The sequence below is a fragment of the Mesorhizobium sp. L2C084A000 genome, assembly GCF_000502875.1.
In the GTDB taxonomy this organism is placed as follows: Bacteria; Pseudomonadota; Alphaproteobacteria; order Rhizobiales; family Rhizobiaceae; genus Mesorhizobium.
In genome coordinates this window covers 213,647-234,889 of the sequence record NZ_AYWX01000009.1, presented here as the reverse complement: position 1 = coordinate 234,889, position 21,243 = coordinate 213,647, and the positions used below count along the sequence as shown (strand labels likewise).

The 21,243-nt window shown below is 61.9% G+C and carries 33 protein-coding genes, 2 tRNA genes and 1 pseudogene; 31 read left to right on the top strand and 5 right to left on the bottom strand.

Annotation, left to right across the window (positions count from 1 at the left end):
• Positions 1-69 precede the first annotated feature (69 nt).
• From X735_RS1000000167705 to X735_RS147055, 3 genes are all read left to right on the top strand, one after another.
• Positions 70-237 (top strand): hypothetical protein, encoded by a 168-nt coding sequence (locus X735_RS1000000167705; protein ID WP_013531392.1) that lies wholly within the window; start codon positions 70-72, stop codon positions 235-237.
• A gap of 229 nt (positions 238-466) precedes the next feature.
• A complete protein-coding gene (locus tag X735_RS147050; protein WP_023812096.1) occupies positions 467-682 on the top strand; it encodes a hypothetical protein in 216 nt (71 codons plus the stop codon).
• Between the two features lie 444 nt (positions 683-1,126).
• Positions 1,127-1,432, top strand: coding sequence for a BA14K family protein (locus X735_RS147055; protein WP_023812095.1), 306 nt, complete (start codon positions 1,127-1,129; stop codon positions 1,430-1,432).
• A gap of 79 nt (positions 1,433-1,511) precedes the next feature.
• Here X735_RS147055 and bhcR read toward each other — a convergent pair whose 3' ends face one another.
• Positions 1,512-2,330, bottom strand: a complete 819-nt coding sequence (gene bhcR / locus X735_RS147060; RefSeq protein WP_023812094.1) for an HTH-type transcriptional regulator BhcR — start codon at positions 2,328-2,330, stop codon at positions 1,512-1,514.
• Between the two features lie 214 nt (positions 2,331-2,544).
• Between bhcR and gcl the strand changes: the two genes are divergently transcribed.
• Genes gcl through X735_RS147075 form a run of 3 tightly spaced genes read left to right on the top strand, consistent with a single transcriptional unit; the run spans position 2,545 to position 6,091 of the window.
• Positions 2,545-4,326: a glyoxylate carboligase gene (gene gcl / locus X735_RS147065; protein ID WP_023812093.1), complete on the top strand. Its 1,782-nt coding sequence runs from the start codon at positions 2,545-2,547 to the stop codon at positions 4,324-4,326.
• Positions 4,327-4,336: 10 nt separating this feature from the next.
• On the top strand, positions 4,337-5,140 hold the full coding sequence (gene hyi, locus X735_RS147070; RefSeq protein WP_023812092.1) for a hydroxypyruvate isomerase: 804 nt from the start codon (positions 4,337-4,339) through the stop codon (positions 5,138-5,140).
• Between the two features lie 33 nt (positions 5,141-5,173).
• Positions 5,174-6,091, top strand: coding sequence for a 2-hydroxy-3-oxopropionate reductase (locus tag X735_RS147075; protein WP_023812091.1), 918 nt, complete (start codon positions 5,174-5,176; stop codon positions 6,089-6,091).
• A gap of 107 nt (positions 6,092-6,198) precedes the next feature.
• Here X735_RS147075 and rlmB read toward each other — a convergent pair whose 3' ends face one another.
• Entirely contained in the window at positions 6,199-7,047 is an 849-nt protein-coding gene (gene rlmB / locus X735_RS147080) for a 23S rRNA (guanosine(2251)-2'-O)-methyltransferase RlmB (protein ID WP_023812090.1), read from the bottom strand.
• A 198-nt stretch (positions 7,048-7,245) separates the two neighbouring features.
• On the opposite strand from rlmB, the gene X735_RS147085 reads away from it, so the two are divergent.
• Positions 7,246-7,330, top strand: a tRNA-Tyr gene (locus tag X735_RS147085).
• An 89-nt stretch (positions 7,331-7,419) separates the two neighbouring features.
• Positions 7,420-7,493 (top strand) — tRNA-Gly (locus tag X735_RS147090).
• A gap of 78 nt (positions 7,494-7,571) precedes the next feature.
• Here the strand turns inward: X735_RS147090 and X735_RS147095 are convergent.
• Positions 7,572-8,036, bottom strand: coding sequence for a YidB family protein (locus tag X735_RS147095; RefSeq protein WP_023812089.1), 465 nt, complete (start codon positions 8,034-8,036; stop codon positions 7,572-7,574).
• Positions 8,037-8,167: 131 nt separating this feature from the next.
• Here X735_RS147095 and X735_RS147100 point away from each other — a divergent pair, with 131 nt between their 5' ends.
• Positions 8,168-8,425 (top strand): GlsB/YeaQ/YmgE family stress response membrane protein, encoded by a 258-nt coding sequence (locus X735_RS147100; RefSeq protein ID WP_023812088.1) that lies wholly within the window; start codon positions 8,168-8,170, stop codon positions 8,423-8,425.
• Positions 8,426-8,500: 75 nt separating this feature from the next.
• On the opposite strand, the gene X735_RS1000000169305 is transcribed toward X735_RS147100, so the two are convergent.
• Positions 8,501-8,638, bottom strand: coding sequence for a hypothetical protein (locus tag X735_RS1000000169305; RefSeq protein ID WP_164778452.1), 138 nt, complete (start codon positions 8,636-8,638; stop codon positions 8,501-8,503).
• A 176-nt stretch (positions 8,639-8,814) separates the two neighbouring features.
• Positions 8,815-9,702, bottom strand: a complete 888-nt coding sequence (locus X735_RS147105; protein WP_023812086.1) for a DMT family transporter — start codon at positions 9,700-9,702, stop codon at positions 8,815-8,817.
• A 379-nt stretch (positions 9,703-10,081) separates the two neighbouring features.
• Between X735_RS147105 and X735_RS01000000166015 the strand changes: the two are divergent.
• From X735_RS01000000166015 to rplO, 22 genes and pseudogenes are all read left to right on the top strand, one after another.
• Positions 10,082-11,370: pseudogene (locus X735_RS01000000166015) on the top strand (elongation factor Tu).
• A gap of 69 nt (positions 11,371-11,439) precedes the next feature.
• The gene (gene rpsJ, locus X735_RS147110) at positions 11,440-11,748 is read left to right on the top strand and encodes a 30S ribosomal protein S10 (RefSeq protein WP_010909272.1); all 309 of its coding nucleotides are present in this window, start codon (positions 11,440-11,442) and stop codon (positions 11,746-11,748) included.
• A 61-nt stretch (positions 11,749-11,809) separates the two neighbouring features.
• Positions 11,810-12,538, top strand: a complete 729-nt coding sequence (gene rplC / locus X735_RS147115; protein ID WP_013531422.1) for a 50S ribosomal protein L3 — start codon at positions 11,810-11,812, stop codon at positions 12,536-12,538.
• Entirely contained in the window at positions 12,538-13,158 is a 621-nt protein-coding gene (gene rplD, locus X735_RS147120) for a 50S ribosomal protein L4 (RefSeq protein WP_013531423.1), read from the top strand. Before rplC ends, rplD begins: the two co-directional genes overlap by 1 nt.
• Positions 13,155-13,448 carry a 50S ribosomal protein L23 gene (locus X735_RS147125; RefSeq protein ID WP_013531424.1) on the top strand — a complete coding sequence of 98 codons (294 nt, stop codon included), beginning with the start codon at positions 13,155-13,157 and terminating at the stop codon, positions 13,446-13,448. Before rplD ends, X735_RS147125 begins: the two co-directional genes overlap by 4 nt.
• Positions 13,449-13,470: 22 nt before the next feature.
• Complete coding sequence (rplB, locus tag X735_RS147130; RefSeq protein ID WP_023812085.1) at positions 13,471-14,322, top strand: 50S ribosomal protein L2; 852 nt, start codon at positions 13,471-13,473, stop codon at positions 14,320-14,322.
• Positions 14,214-14,510, top strand: a complete 297-nt coding sequence (gene rpsS / locus X735_RS0134445) for a 30S ribosomal protein S19 (protein ID WP_031213501.1) — start codon at positions 14,214-14,216, stop codon at positions 14,508-14,510. Before rplB ends, rpsS begins: the two co-directional genes overlap by 109 nt.
• 2 nt (positions 14,511-14,512) lie before the next feature.
• Positions 14,513-14,902: a 50S ribosomal protein L22 gene (gene rplV / locus X735_RS147135; protein ID WP_006205462.1), complete on the top strand. Its 390-nt coding sequence runs from the start codon at positions 14,513-14,515 to the stop codon at positions 14,900-14,902.
• Positions 14,902-15,627 (top strand): 30S ribosomal protein S3, encoded by a 726-nt coding sequence (gene rpsC, locus X735_RS147140; protein WP_013531426.1) that lies wholly within the window; start codon positions 14,902-14,904, stop codon positions 15,625-15,627. The genes rplV and rpsC overlap by 1 nt, the downstream gene beginning before the upstream one ends.
• 27 nt (positions 15,628-15,654) lie before the next feature.
• Positions 15,655-16,068: a 50S ribosomal protein L16 gene (gene rplP / locus X735_RS147145; protein WP_013531427.1), complete on the top strand. Its 414-nt coding sequence runs from the start codon at positions 15,655-15,657 to the stop codon at positions 16,066-16,068.
• Between the two features lie 13 nt (positions 16,069-16,081).
• Positions 16,082-16,282, top strand: coding sequence for a 50S ribosomal protein L29 (gene rpmC / locus X735_RS147150; protein ID WP_006205459.1), 201 nt, complete (start codon positions 16,082-16,084; stop codon positions 16,280-16,282).
• Positions 16,283-16,293: 11 nt separating this feature from the next.
• A complete protein-coding gene (rpsQ, locus tag X735_RS147155; protein WP_010909280.1) occupies positions 16,294-16,533 on the top strand; it encodes a 30S ribosomal protein S17 in 240 nt (79 codons plus the stop codon).
• A gap of 83 nt (positions 16,534-16,616) precedes the next feature.
• A complete protein-coding gene (gene rplN, locus X735_RS147160; RefSeq protein ID WP_006205457.1) occupies positions 16,617-16,985 on the top strand; it encodes a 50S ribosomal protein L14 in 369 nt (122 codons plus the stop codon).
• 12 nt (positions 16,986-16,997) lie between these two features.
• A complete protein-coding gene (gene rplX, locus X735_RS147165; RefSeq protein WP_013531428.1) occupies positions 16,998-17,312 on the top strand; it encodes a 50S ribosomal protein L24 in 315 nt (104 codons plus the stop codon).
• Positions 17,305-17,904, top strand: coding sequence for a 50S ribosomal protein L5 (gene rplE, locus X735_RS147170; protein ID WP_013531429.1), 600 nt, complete (start codon positions 17,305-17,307; stop codon positions 17,902-17,904). The genes rplX and rplE overlap by 8 nt, the downstream gene beginning before the upstream one ends.
• A gap of 27 nt (positions 17,905-17,931) precedes the next feature.
• Positions 17,932-18,237 carry a 30S ribosomal protein S14 gene (rpsN, locus tag X735_RS147175; RefSeq protein WP_013895695.1) on the top strand — a complete coding sequence of 102 codons (306 nt, stop codon included), beginning with the start codon at positions 17,932-17,934 and terminating at the stop codon, positions 18,235-18,237.
• Positions 18,238-18,249: 12 nt separating this feature from the next.
• On the top strand, positions 18,250-18,648 hold the full coding sequence (gene rpsH / locus X735_RS147180; RefSeq protein ID WP_013531431.1) for a 30S ribosomal protein S8: 399 nt from the start codon (positions 18,250-18,252) through the stop codon (positions 18,646-18,648).
• An 89-nt stretch (positions 18,649-18,737) separates the two neighbouring features.
• Positions 18,738-19,271 carry a 50S ribosomal protein L6 gene (gene rplF, locus X735_RS147185; RefSeq protein WP_013531432.1) on the top strand — a complete coding sequence of 178 codons (534 nt, stop codon included), beginning with the start codon at positions 18,738-18,740 and terminating at the stop codon, positions 19,269-19,271.
• Positions 19,272-19,410: 139 nt separating this feature from the next.
• Positions 19,411-19,770 carry a 50S ribosomal protein L18 gene (gene rplR / locus X735_RS147190; RefSeq protein ID WP_023812084.1) on the top strand — a complete coding sequence of 120 codons (360 nt, stop codon included), beginning with the start codon at positions 19,411-19,413 and terminating at the stop codon, positions 19,768-19,770.
• A gap of 148 nt (positions 19,771-19,918) precedes the next feature.
• Positions 19,919-20,482, top strand: a complete 564-nt coding sequence (rpsE, locus tag X735_RS147195; protein ID WP_006333394.1) for a 30S ribosomal protein S5 — start codon at positions 19,919-19,921, stop codon at positions 20,480-20,482.
• Between the two features lie 24 nt (positions 20,483-20,506).
• Positions 20,507-20,704: a 50S ribosomal protein L30 gene (gene rpmD / locus X735_RS147200; RefSeq protein WP_006205449.1), complete on the top strand. Its 198-nt coding sequence runs from the start codon at positions 20,507-20,509 to the stop codon at positions 20,702-20,704.
• Between the two features lie 22 nt (positions 20,705-20,726).
• Complete coding sequence (gene rplO / locus X735_RS147205; protein WP_013531434.1) at positions 20,727-21,203, top strand: 50S ribosomal protein L15; 477 nt, start codon at positions 20,727-20,729, stop codon at positions 21,201-21,203.
• The last annotated feature ends 40 nt before the right edge of the window (positions 21,204-21,243 follow it).

Sequence of the window (21,243 nt, the reverse complement as noted above, 5' to 3'; positions counted from 1 at the left end):
CATGCTGAAAAGCGCCGGATCGCTTCCTACATCTAGGGGAGGTGCAATCGCTTCGCGCAGGGGTGTCGCATGATCAGATTTGTCATCATTCTCCCGATCATCTTCGTGGCCTGGATGCTGCTGGTGAAGATCATCAGCGATGTGAAGAAGGCCAATGTCGACTGGACCGGCGTCACCACCATCATCGGCTTCATCGCGCTGGCGTTCTGGCTGCGTCATGTGACGGGCATGGGGTGAGGAAATTGGGGAATAGGGGAATAGGGGAATAGGGGAATAGGGGAATAGGGGAATAGGGGAATAGGGGAATAGGGGGCGACGGTTCATTGGTGTCCCTTGCCGTCGTTGCTCGTTTGCGCCAATGGCGCCCCACAAAAAATCTCCAGCCCTTCGAACCTTTTGCCGCGCCGCGCCGACTGATGGTTAGAGGCGAATGGGTCGCCTCGATCAAAAGATCCAGGAGATCATCATGTTCAAGCGCACTCTTACCTCAGGCCTCGTCGCCATCTTCGTCGCCACCGGCGCGCTCGCCGGCACTGTCGGCACGTCGTCAGCCCACGGCATGCACGGCCATCACCACAACTACAACCATCACAAGAAGCACTTCAAGAAGTACTGGTGGAAGCACTACAACCATCACCACAACCATCACCACAGGCATGGCAGGGTGATCATTTTCCTTTGATGGAGGGACCCATTCTTCCAAAAGGGCGGCTTCGGCCGCCCTTTTCGCGTTGGGCGATCACTTTGTGAAGTGGGACGGCAAAGCTGCCGATCTCCCCCTTTGCGGGGGAGATGTCCGGCAGGACAGAGGGGGGTGTGAAGGATCACCGGCTTCCCCATGAACTTTCTCTATTTGTCCGTGCGGTTGCCTCGCCCTGATTGGTTGACAAGCTGGCGGGACAGCACCCCCCTCTGCCCTGCCGGGCATCTCCCCCGCAAGGGGGGAGATCAGCCGCATCAACTTCTTCGCCAAGCTCTCGCAAGGTCGCCGTCAGCATGACCTCGGTCGGTCCGATTTCCCCGATCCCAGAAAAATCGAAAAAAATTCGAACCTTTTTCCTGGCCGCGACGACAGATGATCAAGAGGCGGATGGATCGCCTCGGTCAACGAAGCAAGGAGATCGTCATGTTCAAGAGCACACTCGTTTCCGGCCTCATCGCCACTGCAGTTGCCGCCGCCACGCTGGCCGGCACCGTCCAGCCCTCGGCCGCCCACAGCCATCACCACAACCGCGAAATCGGCATCGGCATTGCGGCCGGCGTCGGCGGCTTTGTCCTCGGCAGCCTGCTCGCCCAGCCGCGCACCGTCTATGTCGACGAAGGCGGCGGCTCGTGGCACGTCCGCCGCTGCTATGACCGCTACCAGAGCTATGATGCGGACTCCGACACTTATCTCGGCCACGACGGCTATCGCCACTACTGCCGTCTCTGAGAGGAGGTGGCGTTTCAATCAGCCAGAAGAGGGGCGCCCCGCAGCCCCTCTTTTCGCTGTGCTTGAAACGATCGGACCGTCAGGTCGCCCTGATGCCGCCGATCATCCGCGTCACCTCGGCGGCGGCATCGCGCACCAGCGGGCCGATCTCGGCGAGCCGCTCCGGCGTCACCCGCACGGTCGGTCCCGACACCGAGACGCCACCGATAGGCTCGCCGAATTCGTTGAAGATGGCGGCTGCCACGCAGCGCATGCCGGGGTGCCGCTCCTCGTCGTCGACCGACCAGCCGCGCAGCTTGATCCGCGCCAGATCGTGGGCAAGCGCCGAAATGTCGGACAACGTCCGGTCGGTGAAGCGCTGCAGTCCGGCCTTGCGCAGGATGGTTCCGACGCGCTCCGGCTCGAGATGCGCCAGCACCGCCTTGCCGATGCCCGACGCATGGAAGGGGCTGCGCGTGCCCGGCCGGAAGAAGGCGCGGATCGCCTGATGCGTCTCGACCTGGCTGACGAAGACCACGCAATCATCCTCGGCGACGCCGAGATTGGCGGTCTCGCCGGTCCTCTCCATCAGCTCCTGCATAACGACACGGGCGCGGTCGACCAGCTTGCGGCGGCGAAGGAACGCCGCGCCCATGCGGTAAGTCTCGACGCCGATCGACCATAGCTGGTCGCTGGTGTCGAATTCGACCATGCCGTGGTTTTGCAGCGTCGTCAGCATGCGGTAGGCGGTGGAGGCGGCAAGGCTGCTTTGCGCCGATATTTCGCTCAGCGACAGGCCACTGCCTTCCGCGACAATGGCCAGGATGCGCAACGCCCGATCGAGCGACTGCACCGAACTGGCCTCCGGCCCGTTGAAAGCGCGCGGCCGGCCGCGCTGGCGTTTTTCGGTGGTTTCCATGGCGTCATTCTCGGACGATTTCGCCGAACGCACAATGAAAAAGTTTTTCACTCAAGCTGCGACTGAATTCCTGGAAAACGGAAAATCCAACAAAATCAGCATATAGCTGCCGTTTTCTAGAAATGGAAAAATATTCTGAAAAAATTGAAAAATAGCCGGCGTGCTGACATCCTTAGCCAATCCAACAATGACAAACCCTGTGGAGGGCTGGAAAATGGCCAGGATGCGCGCTGTCGATGCCGCGGTTCTCGTTCTCGAAAAGGAAGGCATTTCCTGCGCTTTCGGCGTTCCGGGCGCGGCGATCAATCCGTTCTATTCGGCAATGAAGGCGAGGGGCACGATCCGCCATGTGCTTGCCCGTCACGTCGAGGGCGCCTCGCACATGGCGGAAGGTTTCACCCGCGCCAAGGCGGGCAATATCGGCCTGTGCATCGGCACTTCGGGTCCAGCCGGCACAGACATGATCACCGGGCTCTATTCGGCCGCCGCGGATTCCATTCCGATCCTGTGCATCACTGGTCAGGCGCCGCGGGCGCGGCTGAACAAGGAGGATTTCCAGGCCGTCGACATATCAGCCATTGCCGCGCCGGTCGCCAAATGGGCGGTCACCGTCATGGAACCCTATCTCGTCCCGATGGCGCTGCAGAAGGCGTTTCACCTGATGCGCTCGTCACGTCCCGGCCCGGTGCTGATCGACCTGCCGGTCGACGTGCAACTCGCCGAAATCGAATTCGACATCGACGCCTATGAGCCGTTGACGCCGTTCAAGCCGGCCATGACACGCGCCCAGGCCGAAAAGGCGTTGACGATGCTCAACGCCGCCGAAAAGCCGCTGATCGTCGCCGGCGGCGGTATCATAAACGCCGATGCGTCCGATCTGCTCATCGAATTCGCCGAGATTTCAGGCGTGCCGGTCATCCCGACCTTGATGGGCTGGGGAGCGATCCCCGACGATCACCGGCTGATGGCCGGCATGTGCGGACTGCAGACCTCGCACCGCTATGGCAATGCGACGATGCTGGAAGCCGACTTCGTCTTCGGCATCGGCAACCGCTGGGCCAACCGCCACACCGGCTCCGTCGATGTCTACACCAAGGGCAAAAAATTCATCCATGTCGACATCGAGCCGACGCAGATCGGCCGTGTCTTCGCGCCGGATCTCGGCGTCGTTTCGGATGCCGGTGCCGCACTGAAGATGCTGCTCGACGTCGCCACCGAATGGAAGACGGCTGGAAAGCTGCGCGACTGGTCCGGCTGGGCGAAGGAATGCCAGGCCCGCAAGAAGACCATGAAGCGCAAGACGCATTTCGACCAGGTGCCGCTGAAGCCGCAGCGTGTCTATGAGGAGATGAACAAGGCGTTCGGCCGCGACGTCACCTATGTCACCACGATCGGCCTGTCGCAGATCGCCGGCGCGCAGTTCCTGCATGTCTACAAGCCGCGCAACTGGATCAATTGCGGCCAGGCCGGCCCGCTCGGCTGGACCTTGCCGGCGGCCCTTGGCGTTCGCGCCGCCGACCCGGACCGCACCATCGTGGCGCTGTCGGGCGACTATGATTTCCAGTTCATGATCGAGGAACTGGCGGTCGGCGCACAGCACAAATTGCCCTATCTGCATGTCGTCGTGAACAACGCCTATCTCGGCCTGATCCGCCAGGCGCAGCGTGGTTTCTCGATGGATTTCGAGGTCGATCTTGCCTTCGAGAACATCAACCGGTCAGGCGATCCCGAGGCCGGCTACGGCGTCGACCACGTTGCCGTCGCCGAGGCCATGGGCTGCAAGGCGATCAGGGTGCGCAAGCCCGAAGAGTTCGCTGGTGCCTTCAAGGAGGCGCAGCGGCTGATGAAGGAGCACCGGGTTCCGGTCGTGCTCGAATTCATCCTCGAACGCGTCACCAACATCTCGATGGGTACCGAGATCGACAAGATCACCGAATTCGAGGAGCTTGCCGAACATCAGGAAGATGCGCCGACAGCGATCGTGATGTTGGATTAGGAGAAAAAGAATGCCGCGGTTTTCAGCCAATCTTTCGATGCTCTTTGGCGAGCATGAGTTCCTCGACCGTTTCGATGCCGCCGCTCGCGCCGGCTTCAAGGGCGTCGAATATATCGGCCCCTACGACCATGCGCCCGATGTCGTCGCGGCCCGGCTGAAGAAGAACGGTCTGACCCAGGTGCTGTTCAATCTTCCGGCCGGCGACTGGGGCAAGGGCGAACGCGGCATTGCGGTGCTGCCGGACCGTGTGCCGGAATTCCGCCAGGGCATCGCCAAGGCGATCGCCTATGCGCAGGCGCTCGGCTGCCAGCAGGTCAATTGCCTGGCCGGCATCGCGCCGGCGGGCGCCGACCGCAAGGTGCTGGAGGATGTCTTTGCCGAAAACCTCGCCTTCGCGGCGGAAAAGCTGGAGCAGGCCGGCATCAGGCTGCTGATCGAGCCGATCAACACGCGCGATATTCCGGGCTTCTTCCTCAACTATTCCGATCAGGCCTTGGCGCTGATCGATCGCGTCGGCTCGAAAAACCTGTTCCTGCAATACGACATCTATCACATGCAGATCATGGAGGGGGATCTCGCCCGGACCATCGAGGCTAACCTTGGCCGCATCGCGCATATTCAGCTTGCGGATAATCCCGGCCGTCACGAGCCGGGGACGGGCGAGATCAATTATCCCTTCCTCTACGAGCATATCGACCGCATCGGTTATGCCGGATGGGTCGGGGCTGAGTACAAGCCGAAGGCCGGGACGGAGGCTGGCTTGGGGTGGCTTCGGAGTTGGCCGGGCAGGGAAGTGCTGCGGCGTAAGCACTAGGGGGCGTTTCACACAGTCATTTGGAGAACCACAATGGAAACCATCGGCTTCATCGGCCTCGGCATCATGGGCGCGCCGATGGCGGGGCATCTGCTGGACGCGGGTTACAAGGTCATCGCCAGCGACCATCGCTCCAAGCCGCCGGCCGATCTCGTCGCCAAAGGCCTGAAGACCGTCACCGGCCACGCCGCCGTGGCCAAAGCTGCCGACATCATCATCCTGATGGTGCCCGACACTCCGCAGGTGGCCGATGTGCTGTTTAGCGACAATGGCGTCGCGTCCGGCCTGGCCAAGGGCAAGCTGGTCATCGACATGAGTTCGATCTCGCCGATCGAGACCAAAATCTTCGCAAAGAAGATCAACGATCTCGGCTGCGACTATCTCGATGCACCGGTCTCGGGCGGCGAGGTTGGCGCCAAGGCGGCGTCGCTGACCATCATGGCCGGCGGCGAGGAAAAGCCGTTCGAGCGCGCCAAGCCCGTCTTCGAGAAGATGGGCAAGAACATCACCCTGGTCGGGCCGAACGGGGTTGGCCAGACCACCAAGGTGGCCAACCAGATCGTCGTCGCGTTGACCATTGAAGCCGTCGCCGAAGCGCTTGTTTTTGCATCGAAAGCTGGCGCCGACCCGGCCAAGGTCAGGCAGGCGCTGATGGGCGGGCTGGCGGCTTCGCGCATTCTGGAAGTGCATGGTGAGCGCATGGTCAAGCGCACCTTCGCGCCTGGTTTCCGCATCGAACTGCACCAGAAGGATCTGAACCTCGCGCTGGAGGGCGCGAAGGCGCTCGGCGTTTCCTTGCCCAACACCTCGACGACTCAGCAGCTGTTCAATTCCTGCGCGGCCAATGGCGGCGCCAAGGAGGATCATTCGGCGCTGGTCAGGGCGCTGGAGCGGATGGCCAATTTCGAGGTCGGCAGCGAGGCAGCCGACGCCAAGGGCAAAGCGGCATAGGTCAGGAGAGGGCGGCGCAACGTTCCCAAGCCGCAAACTCTTGGCCCGTCGAAGAACGGGTTCCGGCGTCTGTCGGAACCCGTTTCTCGTTTCGAGATATTTTTGGCTTAGCCGCGCTTCAAAAACGCCCGCGCCACGTAAAGGCTGATCGCCGCGGCATTCGACACGTTGAGCGAATGGATGGCGCCGGGCATGTCGAGCCGCGCCAGCGTGGTCACCGTCTCGCGCGTCTTCTGGCGCAGGCCCTTGCCTTCGGCGCCCAGCACCAAGGCGATCTTTTCTCCGGCAAAGCTCTTTTCGAGTTCGGCCGGCGCGTCCGAATCAAGTCCGATGGTGCGGAAGCCGGCCTCGTGCAACTGGCCGAGTGCGTCGGCGAGGTTCTTCACCTCGATCTGGTCGATGTGCTCCAGCGCGCCGGAGGCGGATTTCGCCAGCACGCCCGATTCCTGCGGGCTGTGGCGGGCTGTGGTGATCAGCGCGCCGGCGCCGAAGGCGACCGCCGAGCGCAGGATAGCGCCGACATTGTGCGGGTCGGTGATCTGGTCGAGCACCAGCACCAGCTTCGCGTCGCCAAGCGCATCGAGCCGCTTGGCTTTCAGCGGCTCGGCCTCGATCAGCACACCCTGATGCACGGCGTCCGACCCGGTGATCTTGTCGATGTCCCTGGGTTCGACCAGTTCGGTCTTGAAGGGCAGGGCGGCGAGATCGGCGATTTCGAGGCGCTCGGCCGCGTTGCGCGTCACCAGCATCTTCCTAATCTTGCGGCGCGGATTGTCGAGTGCGGCGCGCACGGTGTGCAGGCCGTAGAGCCGCACCAGGCCATCCGCGGCATTTTCGCCCGGCGGAACCGGCTGTCGGGGCCGGAACGCCGGCGCGCCGCCGCTTTTCTCGTCGCGATAGGCGCGGCGCAGCTTGGCGTAATGGGTGTCTTTGGGGGTGTTGGTTTTGTCGCTCATGGCTGGCTTCTATAGCTGTGTCCTCCGGCCAAGGATATGGCCCGCCGTCACAGCCGGCGAACAGAAACGAAAAACCATGGTTGCGCGGTTGACACCCAATGGGCTTGCCGCCATAAGGCGCTGCGCTGGTTTCGGAGAACACATAACTCGGGTCCGGATCGGCGTGAATGCCTCGTTGCATGGCTCCGGCGGCAGACTGGAGAGGTGCCCGAGTGGTTAAAGGGGACGGACTGTAAATCCGTTAGCTTAGCTTACGTTGGTTCGAATCCAACCCTCTCCACCACTGCCGGCCCGGAAGCCCTGAAACGTGACAAGAATCGGACCGAAAAGTGCATGGCGCTTTTCGGATGAATCCGGTACTTCAGGAACGGCGCGGGTATAGCTCAGTGGTAGAGCAGCAGCCTTCCAAGCTGAATATGCGGGTTCGATTCCCGCTACCCGCTCCAGACACTTATCCCATCACCGGCAAGCCGAAACACTGCGCACGAGGCGCGCAGTGCTCCAATTGTCGTGGCTGTGCCGCGTCAGCTGTTGAACGCGGTGGCGACCTGGTGCTGCTGCGGCACCTGGCCGTTCGGCGTCAGTCTGTCGACGATACCGGGCAGGGCGGTGGACAGTTGCTTGAGCAGTTCCTGCTCGTCCAGCCCAGTCCGTTGCGCGATCTCGCGAATGATCTGCGGTCCGATCGCGGTGCCAAGATCGTTGGCATTGATCGGCTGGTTCTGCCCGGTGCCGACCCAGGAGTCGGCGGCATTGCCGTGGCCGGCATTTCTGAGCTTGTCGAGCAGGCCGCCCAATCCGCCAGCCAGGCCACCATCGGCGGATGTGGTTTCCGTCGGGACGGGGGCGGTCGGAGCGGGCGCGGGAGACTGTTCTGGCTCTTCGGCACTTCTGCCGCTCAGCATCTTGCCGACCAGCAATGCGCCGAGCGCGATCATCAGGGGTTTGGTGATGTTGCCGCCGGGAACGGCGTTGTCAAAAAGTCCCATCGTGGATCCTCCATAGCGACCAAGGCCCGACCCCTCATCAACAATGAAGCATTCGGGCAGAATTTCAAGCTGGCTTGAGGTTTTGACAATCCTATGAAAATGTCGGCTGGCGAGGGGATGGAGAGGAAAAAATGGGTATCATCAGTTGGATCATTCTGGGCGCCATTGCCGGCTTCCTGGGCAGCAAGATCGTCAACAAGACCGGCCAGGGCCTGATCATGGATATCGTCCTCGGCATCGTCGGCGCCATTGTCGGCGGCGTGATCTGCAGCCAGATCTTTGGCGTGGGTGTCACCGGTCTCAACATCTCCAGCCTGATCGTCGCGGTGGTTGGGGCGGTGGTCGTGCTGTGGGCCTACCATCAGTTCAGCGCAAGGCGGACGCTTTAGGCACCTGCGGATCGTCTGAGGTTTCGAGTTTCCGAAGGCAAGACCGGCTTCAGGCCTGTACGTGCAGCGGCTCGTCTATGGCATCAACACTGCATCGGCGGCGACGAAAAAGATCAGCGTTCCGGCGATGAACACCGCCCAGCCGACAAGCGACTTGCGGATAGCGGCCTTGTGCTCGGCGTCGGAGCTCTTGTTCTGGTCAAAATCGGTCACGGGGAACTCCCTTGGCTGATTGATCATGTCGTCGTCGAACGAACGATGCTTCGCCGAGTAGACGATCTTTTTCGGCCCGGCAACTGCTCATGCGCGGGTGCTTGGATGCGGAGGCTCCAGGTTTTGTTTATGCACGTCGTTCTCCCAAAACCGGGGCCCCTTTTGGGCGACATGCGTCAGGCGACGACGGCCAGCCGGCGCTGACGCTGATCCAGCGAGACGATGGTCAGCCCGCTGCCGACGACCAGCAGAATGCCGCAAATGGCCAGCGTGTTGGGGAACTGCCCGAACACCAGCAGGCCCGAAATGACCGCCCAGACGGTGAAGCAATAGTAGAACGGCGCCACGGCGCTGGTCGGTCCGATGCGATAGGCCATGAAGATGAAGAAATGGCCGAAGATCAGGAAAAATCCAGCACCCGCCATCAGCAGCAGGTGATGTGCCTGGGGCATGACCCAGCGCTCTGAAACCAGATGCGCGGCGCCGGCGCCGATCAGCACCACCACGACGGCGGAAATCGCCACGATCATCCCCGGCACCTCGGCCGAGACCCGCCGGCCGGCGAGGTCACGCGCCGCCGCGAGGGCTGCGTTGCCGAGCGCCAGCAGGGCGTAGACCGAAATGCCTTGCATGGTCGGCTGCGCCACCATCAGCGCGCCGACGAAACCGAGCCCGATGAGCGCCATGCGACGGCTGCCGATCCGTTCGCCAAACAGGATCGAGGAGCCGACCAGCATCAAGAGCGGCGTGATCTGTCCGAGCGCGGTGGAATCGGCAATCTGCATATTGGCGAGCGCGACCACATAGCAAAGGATCGCCGCCAGCTCGAGCACGTTCCGGCTCAGTACGCGCTTGTCGAAGATCAGCGGGATCTGCTTGCCGTAGCCCAGCGCGAACAACAGCGGGAAGCCCCAGAGCGCAGCCGCGGCACCCCGCAGAAACAGCACTTCGTAGGACGGCAGGCCTGCCGTCGCGAGTTTCATCATCGTGTCGTTGACGAGATACGATCCCGTCGAGACGATCATGAACAGCGGGCCGCGGATAGAGGCAGGGATGAAATGCATCTGGCCACAAGATCAGAGGCGGGTGGTGGCGGCAATGGTCCATGGCCTGGCCATGAATCAGACAGGGCCGGGCAAGCAAGCCAGCGCTTTCGCGGCCTCGATCGGTCGGCCCGCTACCCCTTCATTTTGCCCAGAGCCTTCCTATATCTTCGTCATATCCCCGCAATCGGATCGATGGTTCGGACTGAGTGAGACGGCACCCGGCCAAAAGACGCTTGTGTTTTTTGGCCTTTGTCGCTAATCGCCCCGCATTCGACTGAACTGAAGGTCTTCGACCGAACTGAAGATCCGGGCCGTCCAAGGAAAGAGACAATGGCAAAAGGTAAATTCGAGCGTAACAAGCCTCACGTGAACATCGGCACGATTGGCCACGTCGACCATGGCAAGACGTGCTCGGCCAGGAAGCCGATACCAAGATCGGTNCAAAGGTAAATTCGAGCGTAACAAGCCTCACGTGAACATCGGCACGATTGGCCACGTCGACCATGGCAAGACGTCGCTGACGGCGGCGATCACCAAGTATTTTGGCGAATACAAGCGCTACGACCAGATCGACGCTGCCCCTGAAGAAAAGGCGCGCGGCATCACGATCTCGACGGCGCACGTCGAATACGAGACGGCTGCCCGCCACTACGCTCACGTCGACTGCCCCGGCCACGCCGACTATGTGAAGAACATGATCACCGGTGCCGCGCAGATGGACGGCGCGATCCTGGTCGTGTCGGCTGCCGACGGTCCGATGCCGCAGACCCGCGAGCACATCCTGCTGGCCCGTCAGGTCGGCGTGCCGTCGATCGTGGTGTTCTTGAACAAGGTCGACCAGGTCGACGACGCCGAGCTGCTCGAACTGGTCGAGCTCGAGGTTCGCGAGCTTCTGACCAAGAACGAATTCCCCGGCGACGACATTCCGATCGTCAAGGGTTCGGCTCTGGCTGCTCTGGAAGACAGCGACAAGAAGATCGGTGAAGACGCGATCCGCGAGCTGATGGCTGCGGTCGATGCCTACATCCCGACGCCGGTTCGTCCGCTNAGATCGGTGAAGACGCGATCCGCGAGCTGATGGCTGCGGTCGATGCCTACATCCCGACGCCGGTTCGTCCGCTCGACAAGCCGTTCCTGATGCCGATCGAAGACGTGTTCTCGATCTCGGGCCGCGGCACGGTCGTGACCGGCCGCGTCGAGCGCGGCGTGGTCAAGGTCGGCGAGGAGCTGGAGATCATCGGCATCCGTCCGACGACCAAGACGACCTGCACGGGCGTGGAAATGTTCCGCAAGCTGCTCGATCAGGGCCAGGCTGGCGACAACATCGGCGCGCTGCTGCGCGGCGTTGATCGTGAAGGTGTCGAGCGCGGTCAGGTTCTGGCCAAGCCGGGCACGGTGAAGCCGCACAAGAAGTTCGTGGCCGAAGCCTACATCCTGACCAAGGACGAAGGTGGCCGTCACACGCCGTTCTTCACCAACTACCGTCCGCAGTTCTACTTCCGCACGACGGACGTGACCGGCATCGTGTCGCTGCCGGAAGGCACCGAGATGGTGATGCCGGGCGACAACATCACGGTCGATGTCGAGCTGATCGTGCCGATCGCCATGGAAGAGAAGCTGCGCTTCGCTATCCGTGAAGGCGGCCGCACCGTCGGTGCCGGCATCGTCGTCACCATCAAAGAGTAATTTGGACTTAAACCGATCTGTCGCGGGCGCGGGAGTTGCCCGCGCCGCGCCAGAACAAGGAAGTGACGCATGAACGGACAGAATATCCGCATCCGCCTTAAGGCGTTTGACCACCGCGTGCTCGACGCCTCGACGAAAGAAATCGTGTCGACGGCCAAGCGTACCGGTGCAAACGTCCGCGGCCCCATTCCGCTGCCGACGCGGATCGAAAAGTTCACGGTCAACCGGTCGCCTCACGTCGACAAGAAGAGCCGCGAGCAGTTCGAGATGCGCACGCACAAGCGTCTGCTCGACATCGTCGATCCGACCCCGCAGACGGTCGATGCTTTGATGAAGCTCGATCTGGCCGCCGGCGTCGACGTCGAGATCAAGCTCTAAGGGAATGAGAGCGCGGTAAGGGGCGGTGCCCCTGGCCCGGAACTCTAAAGGAATTGAACCGATGCGTTCAGGTGTGATTGCAAAGAAGGTGGGAATGACCCGCATCTACAACGATGCCGGGGAACATGTTCCCGTCACCGTTCTCCTGATGGAGAACTGCCAGGTCGTGGCCCAGCGCACGCAAGAGAAGAATGGCTACACCGCCGTTCAGCTCGGCGTTGGCCTTGCCAAGGTGAAGAACACGTCGAAGGCGATGCGCGGCCATTTCGCGACCGCTTCCGTCGAGCCGAAGGCGAAGGTCGCCGAGTTCCGCGTCTCCGCCGACAACATGATCGATGTCGGCGCCGAGATCACTGTCGAGCACTTCGTCGCCGGCCAGAAGGTCGATGTGACGGGCACGACGATCGGCAAGGGCTTTCAGGGCGTCATCAAGCGCCACCACATGGGCGGTGGCCGTGCAACGCACGGTAACTCGGTTTCGCACCGTACGCACGGTTCGACCGGCCAGCGCCAGGACCCGGGCAAGGTGTTCAAGGGCAAGCATATGGCTGGCCACATGGGCGACACCCGCGTCACCACGCAGAATGTCGAGATCGTATCGACCGACGCCGACCGCGGCCTGATCCTGATCCGCGGTGCGGTTCCCGGATCGAAGGGCGCCTGGATCCTGGTCCGCGATGCGGCCAAGGTGGCACTGCCGGCCAATGCGCCGAAGCCTGCCGCGATCCGCGCCGTTGCTGCCGAAAGTGGCGCCAAGAACGAGGCTCCGGCCACAGAGGGAGCGGAATAATGGATCTCAAGATCACAACGCTGGGCGGCAAGGACGCCGGCAAGGTGGAACTCTCCGACGAGATTTTCGGCCTTGATCCGCGCGAAGACATCCTGCAGCGCGTCGTGCGCTGGCAGCTTGCCAAGAAGCAGCAGGGCACGCACAAGACCAAGGGTCGCGCCGAGATCGCGCGCACCGGCGCCAAGATGTACAAGCAGAAGGGTACGGGCCGCGCCCGTCACCATTCGGCACGCGCTCCGCAGTTCCGTGGCGGCGGCAAGGCCCACGGCCCGGTCGTTCGCAGCCACGAGCACGAATTGCCGAAGAAGGTTCGTGCTCTCGGCCTCAAGCATGCTCTCTCGGCCAAGGCCAAGAGCGCGTCGATCATCATCATCGACGAGCTGAAGCTGACCGAGGCCAAGACGAAGGCGCTGATCGCGAATTTCGCGACGCTGGGCCTGACCAACGCTCTGCTGATCGGCGGCGCCGAGCTTGACAAGAACTTCAAGCTGGCGGCGACGAACATCCCCAACATCGACGTGCTGCCCATCCAGGGCATCAACGTCTACGACATTCTGCGCCGCGGCACGCTGGTCCTTTCGAAGGCCGCCGTCGAGGCTCTCGAGGAGCGCTTTAAATGACCGACCTTCGTCATTACGACGTGATCGTCTCGCCGGCGATCACCGAAAAGTCGACCATGGCCTCCGAGCAGAACAAGGTCGTCTTCAACGTCGCCAAGAAGGCGTCGAAGCCGGAAATCAAGGCCGCCGTCGAAGCGCTGTTCGGCGTCAAGGTGATGGCCGTGAACACGCTTGTCCGCAAGGGCAAGATCAAGCGCTTCCGTGGCACGGTTGGCCGCCAGAGCGACGTCAAGAAGGCGGTTGTGACGCTGGCCGATGGTCAGTCGATCGACGTCGCGACGGGTCTCTGAGTAAGGCCGCGAGGACAGAACAATGGCACTGAAAAAATTCAACCCGGTAACGCCCAGCACACGTCAGCTGGTCATCGTCGACCGCTCGGGCCTCTACAAGGGCAAGCCCGTCAAGGGTCTGACCGAAGGCCTGACCAAGTCGGGCGGCCGCAACAATCACGGTCGCATCACCGCCCGCTTCATCGGCGGTGGTCACAAGCGTTCGTACCGCATCATCGACTTCAAGCGCCGCAAGTTCGACGTCGTCGGCACGGTCGAGCGCATTGAGTACGATCCGAACCGCACCGCCTTCATCGCGCTGATCAAGTATGATGATGGCGAGCTGTCCTACATCATCGCTCCGCAGCGTCTGGCTCCCGGCGACAAGATCGTCTCCGGTGAATCGGTCGACGTGAAGCCGGGCAATGCGATGCCGCTGGCTTCGATGCCGGTCGGCACCATCGTCCACAACATCGAGCTGAAGCCGGGCAAGGGCGCTCAGGTCGCCCGTTCGGCAGGTGGTTACGGTCAGCTGGTCGGTCGTGACCAGGGCATGGCGATCCTGCGCCTCAATTCGGGCGAGCAGCGTGTCGTTCACGGCTCCTGCATGGCCACTGTCGGTGCGGTGTCCAATCCGGACCACGGCAACATCAATGACGGCAAGGCCGGTCGCACGGTCTGGCGTGGCAAGCGCCCGCACAATCGCGGCGTGACCATGAACCCGGTCGACCATCCGCACGGCGGCGGCGAAGGCCGCACCTCGGGTGGCCGCCATCCGGTTTCGCCCTGGGGCAAGCCGACCAAGGGCAAGAAGACGCGGTCCAACAAGGCGACCGNGACGGCTACCTTCTCAAGAAGGTGGACAAGGTTCGTGAAGGTGGTCGCAATGAGGTGATCAAGATGTGGAGCCGTCGCTCCACCATCCTGCCGCAGTTCGTCGGCTTCACCTTCGGTGTCTACAACGGCCAGAAGCATGTTCCCGTCTCGGTGAACGAGGACATGGTCGGTCACAAGTTCGGTGAATTCGCTCCGACCCGGACCTATTACGGTCACGGCGCGGATAAGAAGGCGAAGAGGAAATAATCATGGGCAAGGCCAAAGCTCCGCGCAGGCTTGCTGATAACGAAGCGCGCGCCGTATTGCGCACGATCCGTATCAGCCCGCAGAAGCTCAACCTCGTTGCCGCGCTGATCCGCGGCAAGAAGGTCGCGACAGCGCTTTCCGATCTCGAATTCTCGGCCAAGCGGATTTCCGGCACGGTCAAGAAGACGCTGGAATCGGCAATAGCCAACGCGGAAAACAACCACGACCTGGATGTCGATGCACTGATCGTGGCGGAAGCCTATGTCGGCAAGTCGATCGTCATGAAGCGGTTCCATGCCCGTGGTCGCGGTCGCGCCAGCCGTATCGAGAAGCCGTTCTCGCACCTCACGATCGTCGTTCGTGAAGTCGAAGAAAAAGGGGAGGCCGCATAATGGGCCAGAAAGTCAATCCGATCGGTCTTCGCCTCGGCATCAACCGCACCTGGGATTCGCGCTGGTTCGCGAACACCGGCGAGTACGGCAAGCTGCTGCATGAGGACATCAAGATCCGCAAGTATCTCGAGAAGGAGCTCAAGCAGGCTGCCATCTCGAAGGTCGTGATCGAGCGTCCGCACAAGAAGTGCCGCGTCACCATCCACGCCGCGCGCCCGGGTCTGATCATCGGCAAGAAGGGCGCCGACATCGAGAAGCTTCGCAAGAAGCTGATGGAGATGACGAAGTCCGAGACGCACCTCAACATCGTTGAAGTGCGCAAGCCGGAAATCGACGCGACCCTGGTCGCCCAGTCGATCGCCCAGCAGCTCGAGCGTCGTATCGCGTTCCGCCGCGCCATGAAGCGCGCCGTTCAGTCGGCGATGCGCCTCGGTGCCGAAGGCATCCGCATCAACTGCGCCGGCCGCCTCGGCGGCGCCGAGATCGCGCGCATGGAATGGTATCGCGAAGGCCGCGTGCCGCTGCATACGCTGCGTGCGGACGTCGACTACGGTACGGCCGAAGCGCACACGGCTTATGGCATCTGCGGCGTCAAGGTCTGGGTGTTCAAGGGCGAAATCCTTGAGCATGACCCGATGGCTTCTGAGCGTCGGGCCAGCGAAAGCGATGCAGCGCATGGCGGTGGTGGTGATCGCGAACGCGGTCGTCGTCGCGAAAACGCCTGAGACATTTAGGAATTTGGAGTTAGAACGATGCTGCAGCCAAAGCGCACAAAGTTCCGCAAGCAGTTCAAGGGCCGTATCCATGGTACCGCAAAGGGCGGCACCAACCTGGATTTCGGTGGTTTCGGGCTGAAGGCGCTTGAGCCGAACCGCGTCACCGCACGTGAGATCGAGGCGGCCCGCCGCGCGATCACGCGTGAAATGAAGCGCGCTGGTCGCGTCTGGATCCGTATTTTCCCGGACGTGCCGGTCACTTCGAAGCCGACCGAAGTCCGCATGGGTAAGGGCAAGGGTGCGGTCGACTACTGGGCGGCGCGCGTCAAGCCGGGCCGTATCATGTTCGAGATCGACGGCGTCAATGAAGAAACCGCCCGTGAGGCACTGCGTCTCGGCGCGGCCAAGCTCTCGGTCAAGACGCGCTTCGTGCAGCGCATCGCAGAATAAGGACGGGCTGATCATGAAAGCCGAAGACATCCGGACCAAGACCCAGGACCAGCTGACCGACGACCTGGCCAGCCTGAAGAAGGAGCAGTTCAACCTGCGCTTCCAGAAGGCCACCGGCCAGCTCGAGAAGACCGCGCGCGTGAGACAGGTCCGTAAGGATATTGCGCGTATCAAGACCATCGCTGCGGAAAAGTCCGCGGCTAAGAAGGCTTAAGGACGAAAACCATGCCAAAGCGCATTCTGCAGGGCACCGTCGTCAGCGACAAGAACGAGAAGACGGTTGTCGTCAAGGTCGAACGGCGCTTCACGCATCCCGTGATGAAGAAGACCGTGCGCATGACCAAGAAGTACAAGGCGCACGACGAGAACAACGCCCACAAGGTAGGCGATCAGGTGTTCATCCAGGAATCGAAGCCGATTTCCAAGGACAAGCGCTGGATCGTCGTGTCTTCGGACCAAGCCTGACCTCGGGCGTAAACAACGAATTTTGGACAGACCGGGGAGGGGCTTTGAGCCCATCCCGTTAGAAGAGAAGAAGGCGGCCAGTCATGATTCAGATGCAAACAAACCTCGACGTCGCGGATAATTCCGGCGCCCGTCGTGTCATGTGCATCAAGGTGCTGGGCGGCTCGAAGCGGAAATACGCTTCCGTGGGCGACATCATCGTGGTGTCGATCAAGGAAGCCATTCCGCGCGGCCGCGTAAAGAAGGGCGATGTGATGAAGGCGGTCGTGGTTCGCACGGCCAAGGACATCCGCCGCCCGGACGGCAGCGTGATCCGTTTCGACAAGAACGCGGCCGTTCTCGTCGACAACAAGAAAGAGCCGATCGGCACGCGTATCTTCGGACCGGTTCCGCGCGAACTCCGCGCCAAGAACCACATGAAGATCATCTCGCTCGCGCCTGAAGTGCTGTAAGGAGCCGGACCAATGCAAAAGATTAGAAAAGGCGACAAGGTCGTCGTGCTGGCCGGCAAGGACAAGGGCCGTTCGGGCGAAGTCCTCTCGGTGCAGCCGAAGGAAGACACCGCGCTGGTGCGCGGCGTCAACATGATCCGCCGTCACCAGAAGCAGTCCCAGTCCCAAGAGGGCGGGATCATCACCAAGGAAGCGCCGATCCAGCTGTCGAACATCGCGCTGGCCGACCCCAAGGATGGCAAGCCGACCCGCGTCGGCTTCATCTTCCAGAAGGACGGCAAGAAGGTGCGCGTCGCCAAGCGCTCGGGAGAAGTCATCAATGGCTAAGGCTCAAACCACGAAGCCCAAGGCTGAAAGCAAACAGTCCAAGGCTCAGAACACGCCGCGCCTCAAGCAGGTCTACAACGAGACCATCCGCAAGGCGCTGCAGGAACAGTTCGGCTACGACAACGAGATGCAGGTTCCGCGCATCGACAAGATCGTGCTGAACATGGGCGTTGGCGAAGCGACCGCCGATTCGAAGAAGCCTTCGATCGCGGCCGAAGACCTGGCGATGATCGCCGGCCAGAAGGCCGTCGTCACCCGCGCCCGCAATTCGATCGCCGGCTTCAAGGTCCGCGAGAAGATGCCGATCGGTGCCAAGGTCACGTTGCGCAAGGAACGCATGTACGAGTTCCTCGACCGCCTCGTGAACATCGCACTGCCGCGCGTCCGCGACTTTCGCGGACTGAATCCGAAGAGCTTCGATGGCCGTGGCAACTACGCCATGGGCATCAAGGAACACATCGTGTTCCCGGAGATCAACTACGACAAGGTTGATCAGATCTGGGGCATGGACGTCATCGTTTGTACGACTGCGAAGACGGACGACGAAGCCAGGGCGTTGCTCAAGGCCTTCAACTTCCCCTTCCGCCAGTAACGGCAGCGAGAAAAGGAAAAATCTGAAATGGCAAAGACCAGCTCAGTCGAGAAGAACAACAGGCGCCGCAAGCTTGCCGACCAGTACGGTCCCAAGCGGGCTGCGCTCAAGGCGATCATCATGGATCAGTCCAAGCCAATGGAAGAGCGCTTCCGCGCTCAGCTGAAGCTTGCCGCCATGCCGCGCAACTCGGCCAAGATCCGCATCCGCAACCGCTGCGAAGTCACCGGCCGTCCGCGCGCCTACTATCGCAAGCTCAAAGTATCGCGCATCGCGCTTCGTGATCTCGGCAATAACGGCCAGATCCCGGGCCTGGTCAAGTCGAGCTGGTAAGGAGGACATAACATGTCATTGAGCGATCCTCTCGGCGATATGCTGACCCGCATCCGCAACGCGTATGGCCGCAAGAAGTCGAGCGTTTCGACGCCGGCTTCGCGTCTGCGCACCCGCGTCCTCGACGTGCTGAAGGCTGAAGGCTATATCCGCGATTACAGCCAGACCGACTTCGACAACGGCAAGTCCGAAATCGAGATCGAGCTGAAGTATTTCGACGGCGCGCCGGTCGTGCGCGAAATCGCCCGCGTCTCGAAGCCAGGCCGCCGCGTCTATGTTTCGGCCAAGTCGATCCCGCAGGTCGCCAACGGCCTCGGCATCGCCATCCTTTCGACACCGAAGGGCGTGATGGCCGACCATGAAGCACGTGAACAGAACGTCGGCGGTGAGATCCTCTGCCAGATCTTCTGATCTGGCAGTTGACCGCAAAGTGGAATCCGGTCTTCGGATCGTTCCCGAAGACAGAGACCTGAAACAAGAGAAGTGACGAGGACAACAAAATGTCTCGTATTGGAAAGAAACCCGTTTCGCTGCCGCAGGGCGTGACCGCGACCGTCAACGGCCAGACCGTGACGGCGAAGGGCCCCAAGGGTGAGCTGAAGTTCGTGGTAAACGACGAAGTGCTGGTCAAGATGGAAGGCAGCGAGATCGCTGTCCAGCCGCGCGACCAGACCAAGACCGCCCGCTCCAAGTGGGGCATGTCGCGCACGCAGATCGTCAACATCCTGCAGGGCGTCAAGGACGGTTTCGAGAAGAAGCTCGAGATCACCGGCGTCGGCTATCGCGCGGCACTTCAGGGCAAGAACCTGCAGCTGGCGCTTGGCTTCAGCCATGACGTCGTCTATGAGACGCCGCAGGGCATCACCATCACGGTGCCGAAGCCGACTGAAATCACCGTGGCCGGCATCGACAAGCAGCAGGTCGGCCAGGTTGCGGCCGAGATCCGCGAGTATCGTGGTCCGGAGCCCTACAAGGGCAAGGGCGTCCGCTATGCTGGCGAGAAGATCGTCCGCAAGGAAGGCAAGAAGAAGTAGTGGGCCTGGCCTCGAGAGGTTGAAGACTTTTCGGAAAAGGCCAAGCCAGGAAGTGTAACGCCGCGGGGAGCGGTCGCGGGAGGCGCTTTCGCCTACCGCATATGGCGGCCCCCGTTTTTTGAAGGCAAGGAAGACCATCATGGGTACCAAGGAATCCACGCAGCGCCGCGCGCAGCGCGTCCGCCGTCAGATCAAGAAGGTCGCCGGCGAGCGCCCGCGTCTGTCGGTCCACCGCACGTCGAAGAACATCTACGTGCAGGTCATCGACGACGCCAAGGGCCACACCATCGCTGCCGCTTCGACGCTCGAGAAGGACCTCAAGGGTTCGCTCAAGACCGGCGCCGACACCGCCGCCGCGACCGCGATCGGCAAGCTGATCGCCGAGCGCGCCACCAAGGCCGGCGTCAAGGAAGTCGTCTTCGACCGCGGCGCCTACATCTATCACGGCCGCGTCAAGGCGCTCGCCGAGGCTGCCCGCGAAGGTGGCTTGAGCTTCTAAGCATAGTCCCGAAAAGTTGCAGACTTTTCGGATAGGGATTATGCGAAGGAATTGATTTCGCCCCCGGTGACCGTTTCCCGATTTATTCGGGGCGAGGCACCGGATCTTATCAGCAACCGTGCTTCCGGAAAAAAACAAGGAACAGGATATGGCACAGGAACGTAGGGATGGCGGCCGCGGCCGCGATCGTGAAGAACGCGATGACGGCATGGTGGACAAGCTCGTCCACATCAACCGCGTCGCCAAGGTCGTCAAGGGCGGCCGTCGCTTCGGTTTTGCAGCACTCGTCGTCGTCGGCGACCAGAAGGGCCGCGTCGGCTTTGGTCACGGCAAGGCGCGCGAAGTGCCGGAAGCTATCCGCAAGGCAACTGAATCGGCCAAGCGCGACATGATCTTCGTGCCGCTGCGCTCGGGCCGTACGCTGCACCATGACGTCGAAGGACGCTGGGGCGCCGGACGCGTGCTGCTGCGCGCTGCCAAGCAAGGTACCGGCATCATCGCCGGTGGCCCGATGCGCGCTGTCTTCGAGACGCTCGGCATGCATGACGTGGTCGCCAAGTCGATGGGTTCGTCGAACCCCTACAACATGGTTCGCGCCACATTCGACGCGCTGAAGAGCCAGATGCATCCCAAGGATGTGGCTGCTGCTCGCGGCATCAAGTATTCGACCCTTCAGGCCCGCCGCGGCACCGCCGTTGCGGCTGAAGAATAGTCGATCTGACCAGGGATTTTGACCATGGCCAAGAAAGCAACCAAGACCATCACCGTTGAGCAGATCGGTTCGCCGATCCGCCGCCCGAAGGAACAGCGCGCAACGCTGGTCGGCCTCGGCCTCAACAAGATGCACAAGCAGCGCACGCTGGAAGATACGCCCTCCGTGCGCGGCATGATCGCTGCCGTCCAGCATCTCGTCCGCGTCGTGGACGAGGGCTGAGCCAGAGCGCAGGAGAACTCAGATGAAACTCAACGATCTGCGTGACAAGGACGGCGCGACGCACTCCAAGAAGCGTCTCGGCCGTGGTATCGGCTCCGGCTCGGGCAAGACCGGCGGTCGCGGCGTCAAGGGCCAGAAGGCGCGCTCCGGCGTCGCCATCAACGGCTTCGAGGGTGGCCAGATGCCGCTCTATCGGCGCCTGCCGAAGCGTGGCTTCAACAACATCTTCGCCAAGAGCTTCACCGTCGTGTCGCTGGCCCGCATCCAGGTGGCCATCGATGCCAAGAAGCTCGACGCCAAGGCGACCGTGACGGCTGAATCGCTGGTTGCCGCCGGCGTCATCCGCCGCGTCAAGGACGGCGTGCGCATCCTCTCGGACGGCGAGATCAAGGCGAAGCTCGCCTTTGACGTCGCCGGCGCCTCCAAGGCCGCGATCGAAAAGATCGAAAAGGCCGGCGGTTCGGTCAAGCTGCCGCAGGAAAAGGCAGCTGCCGAGTAACGGCAATTTGAAGCGCGGTCGGCAGGAGTGGGATCCGTTT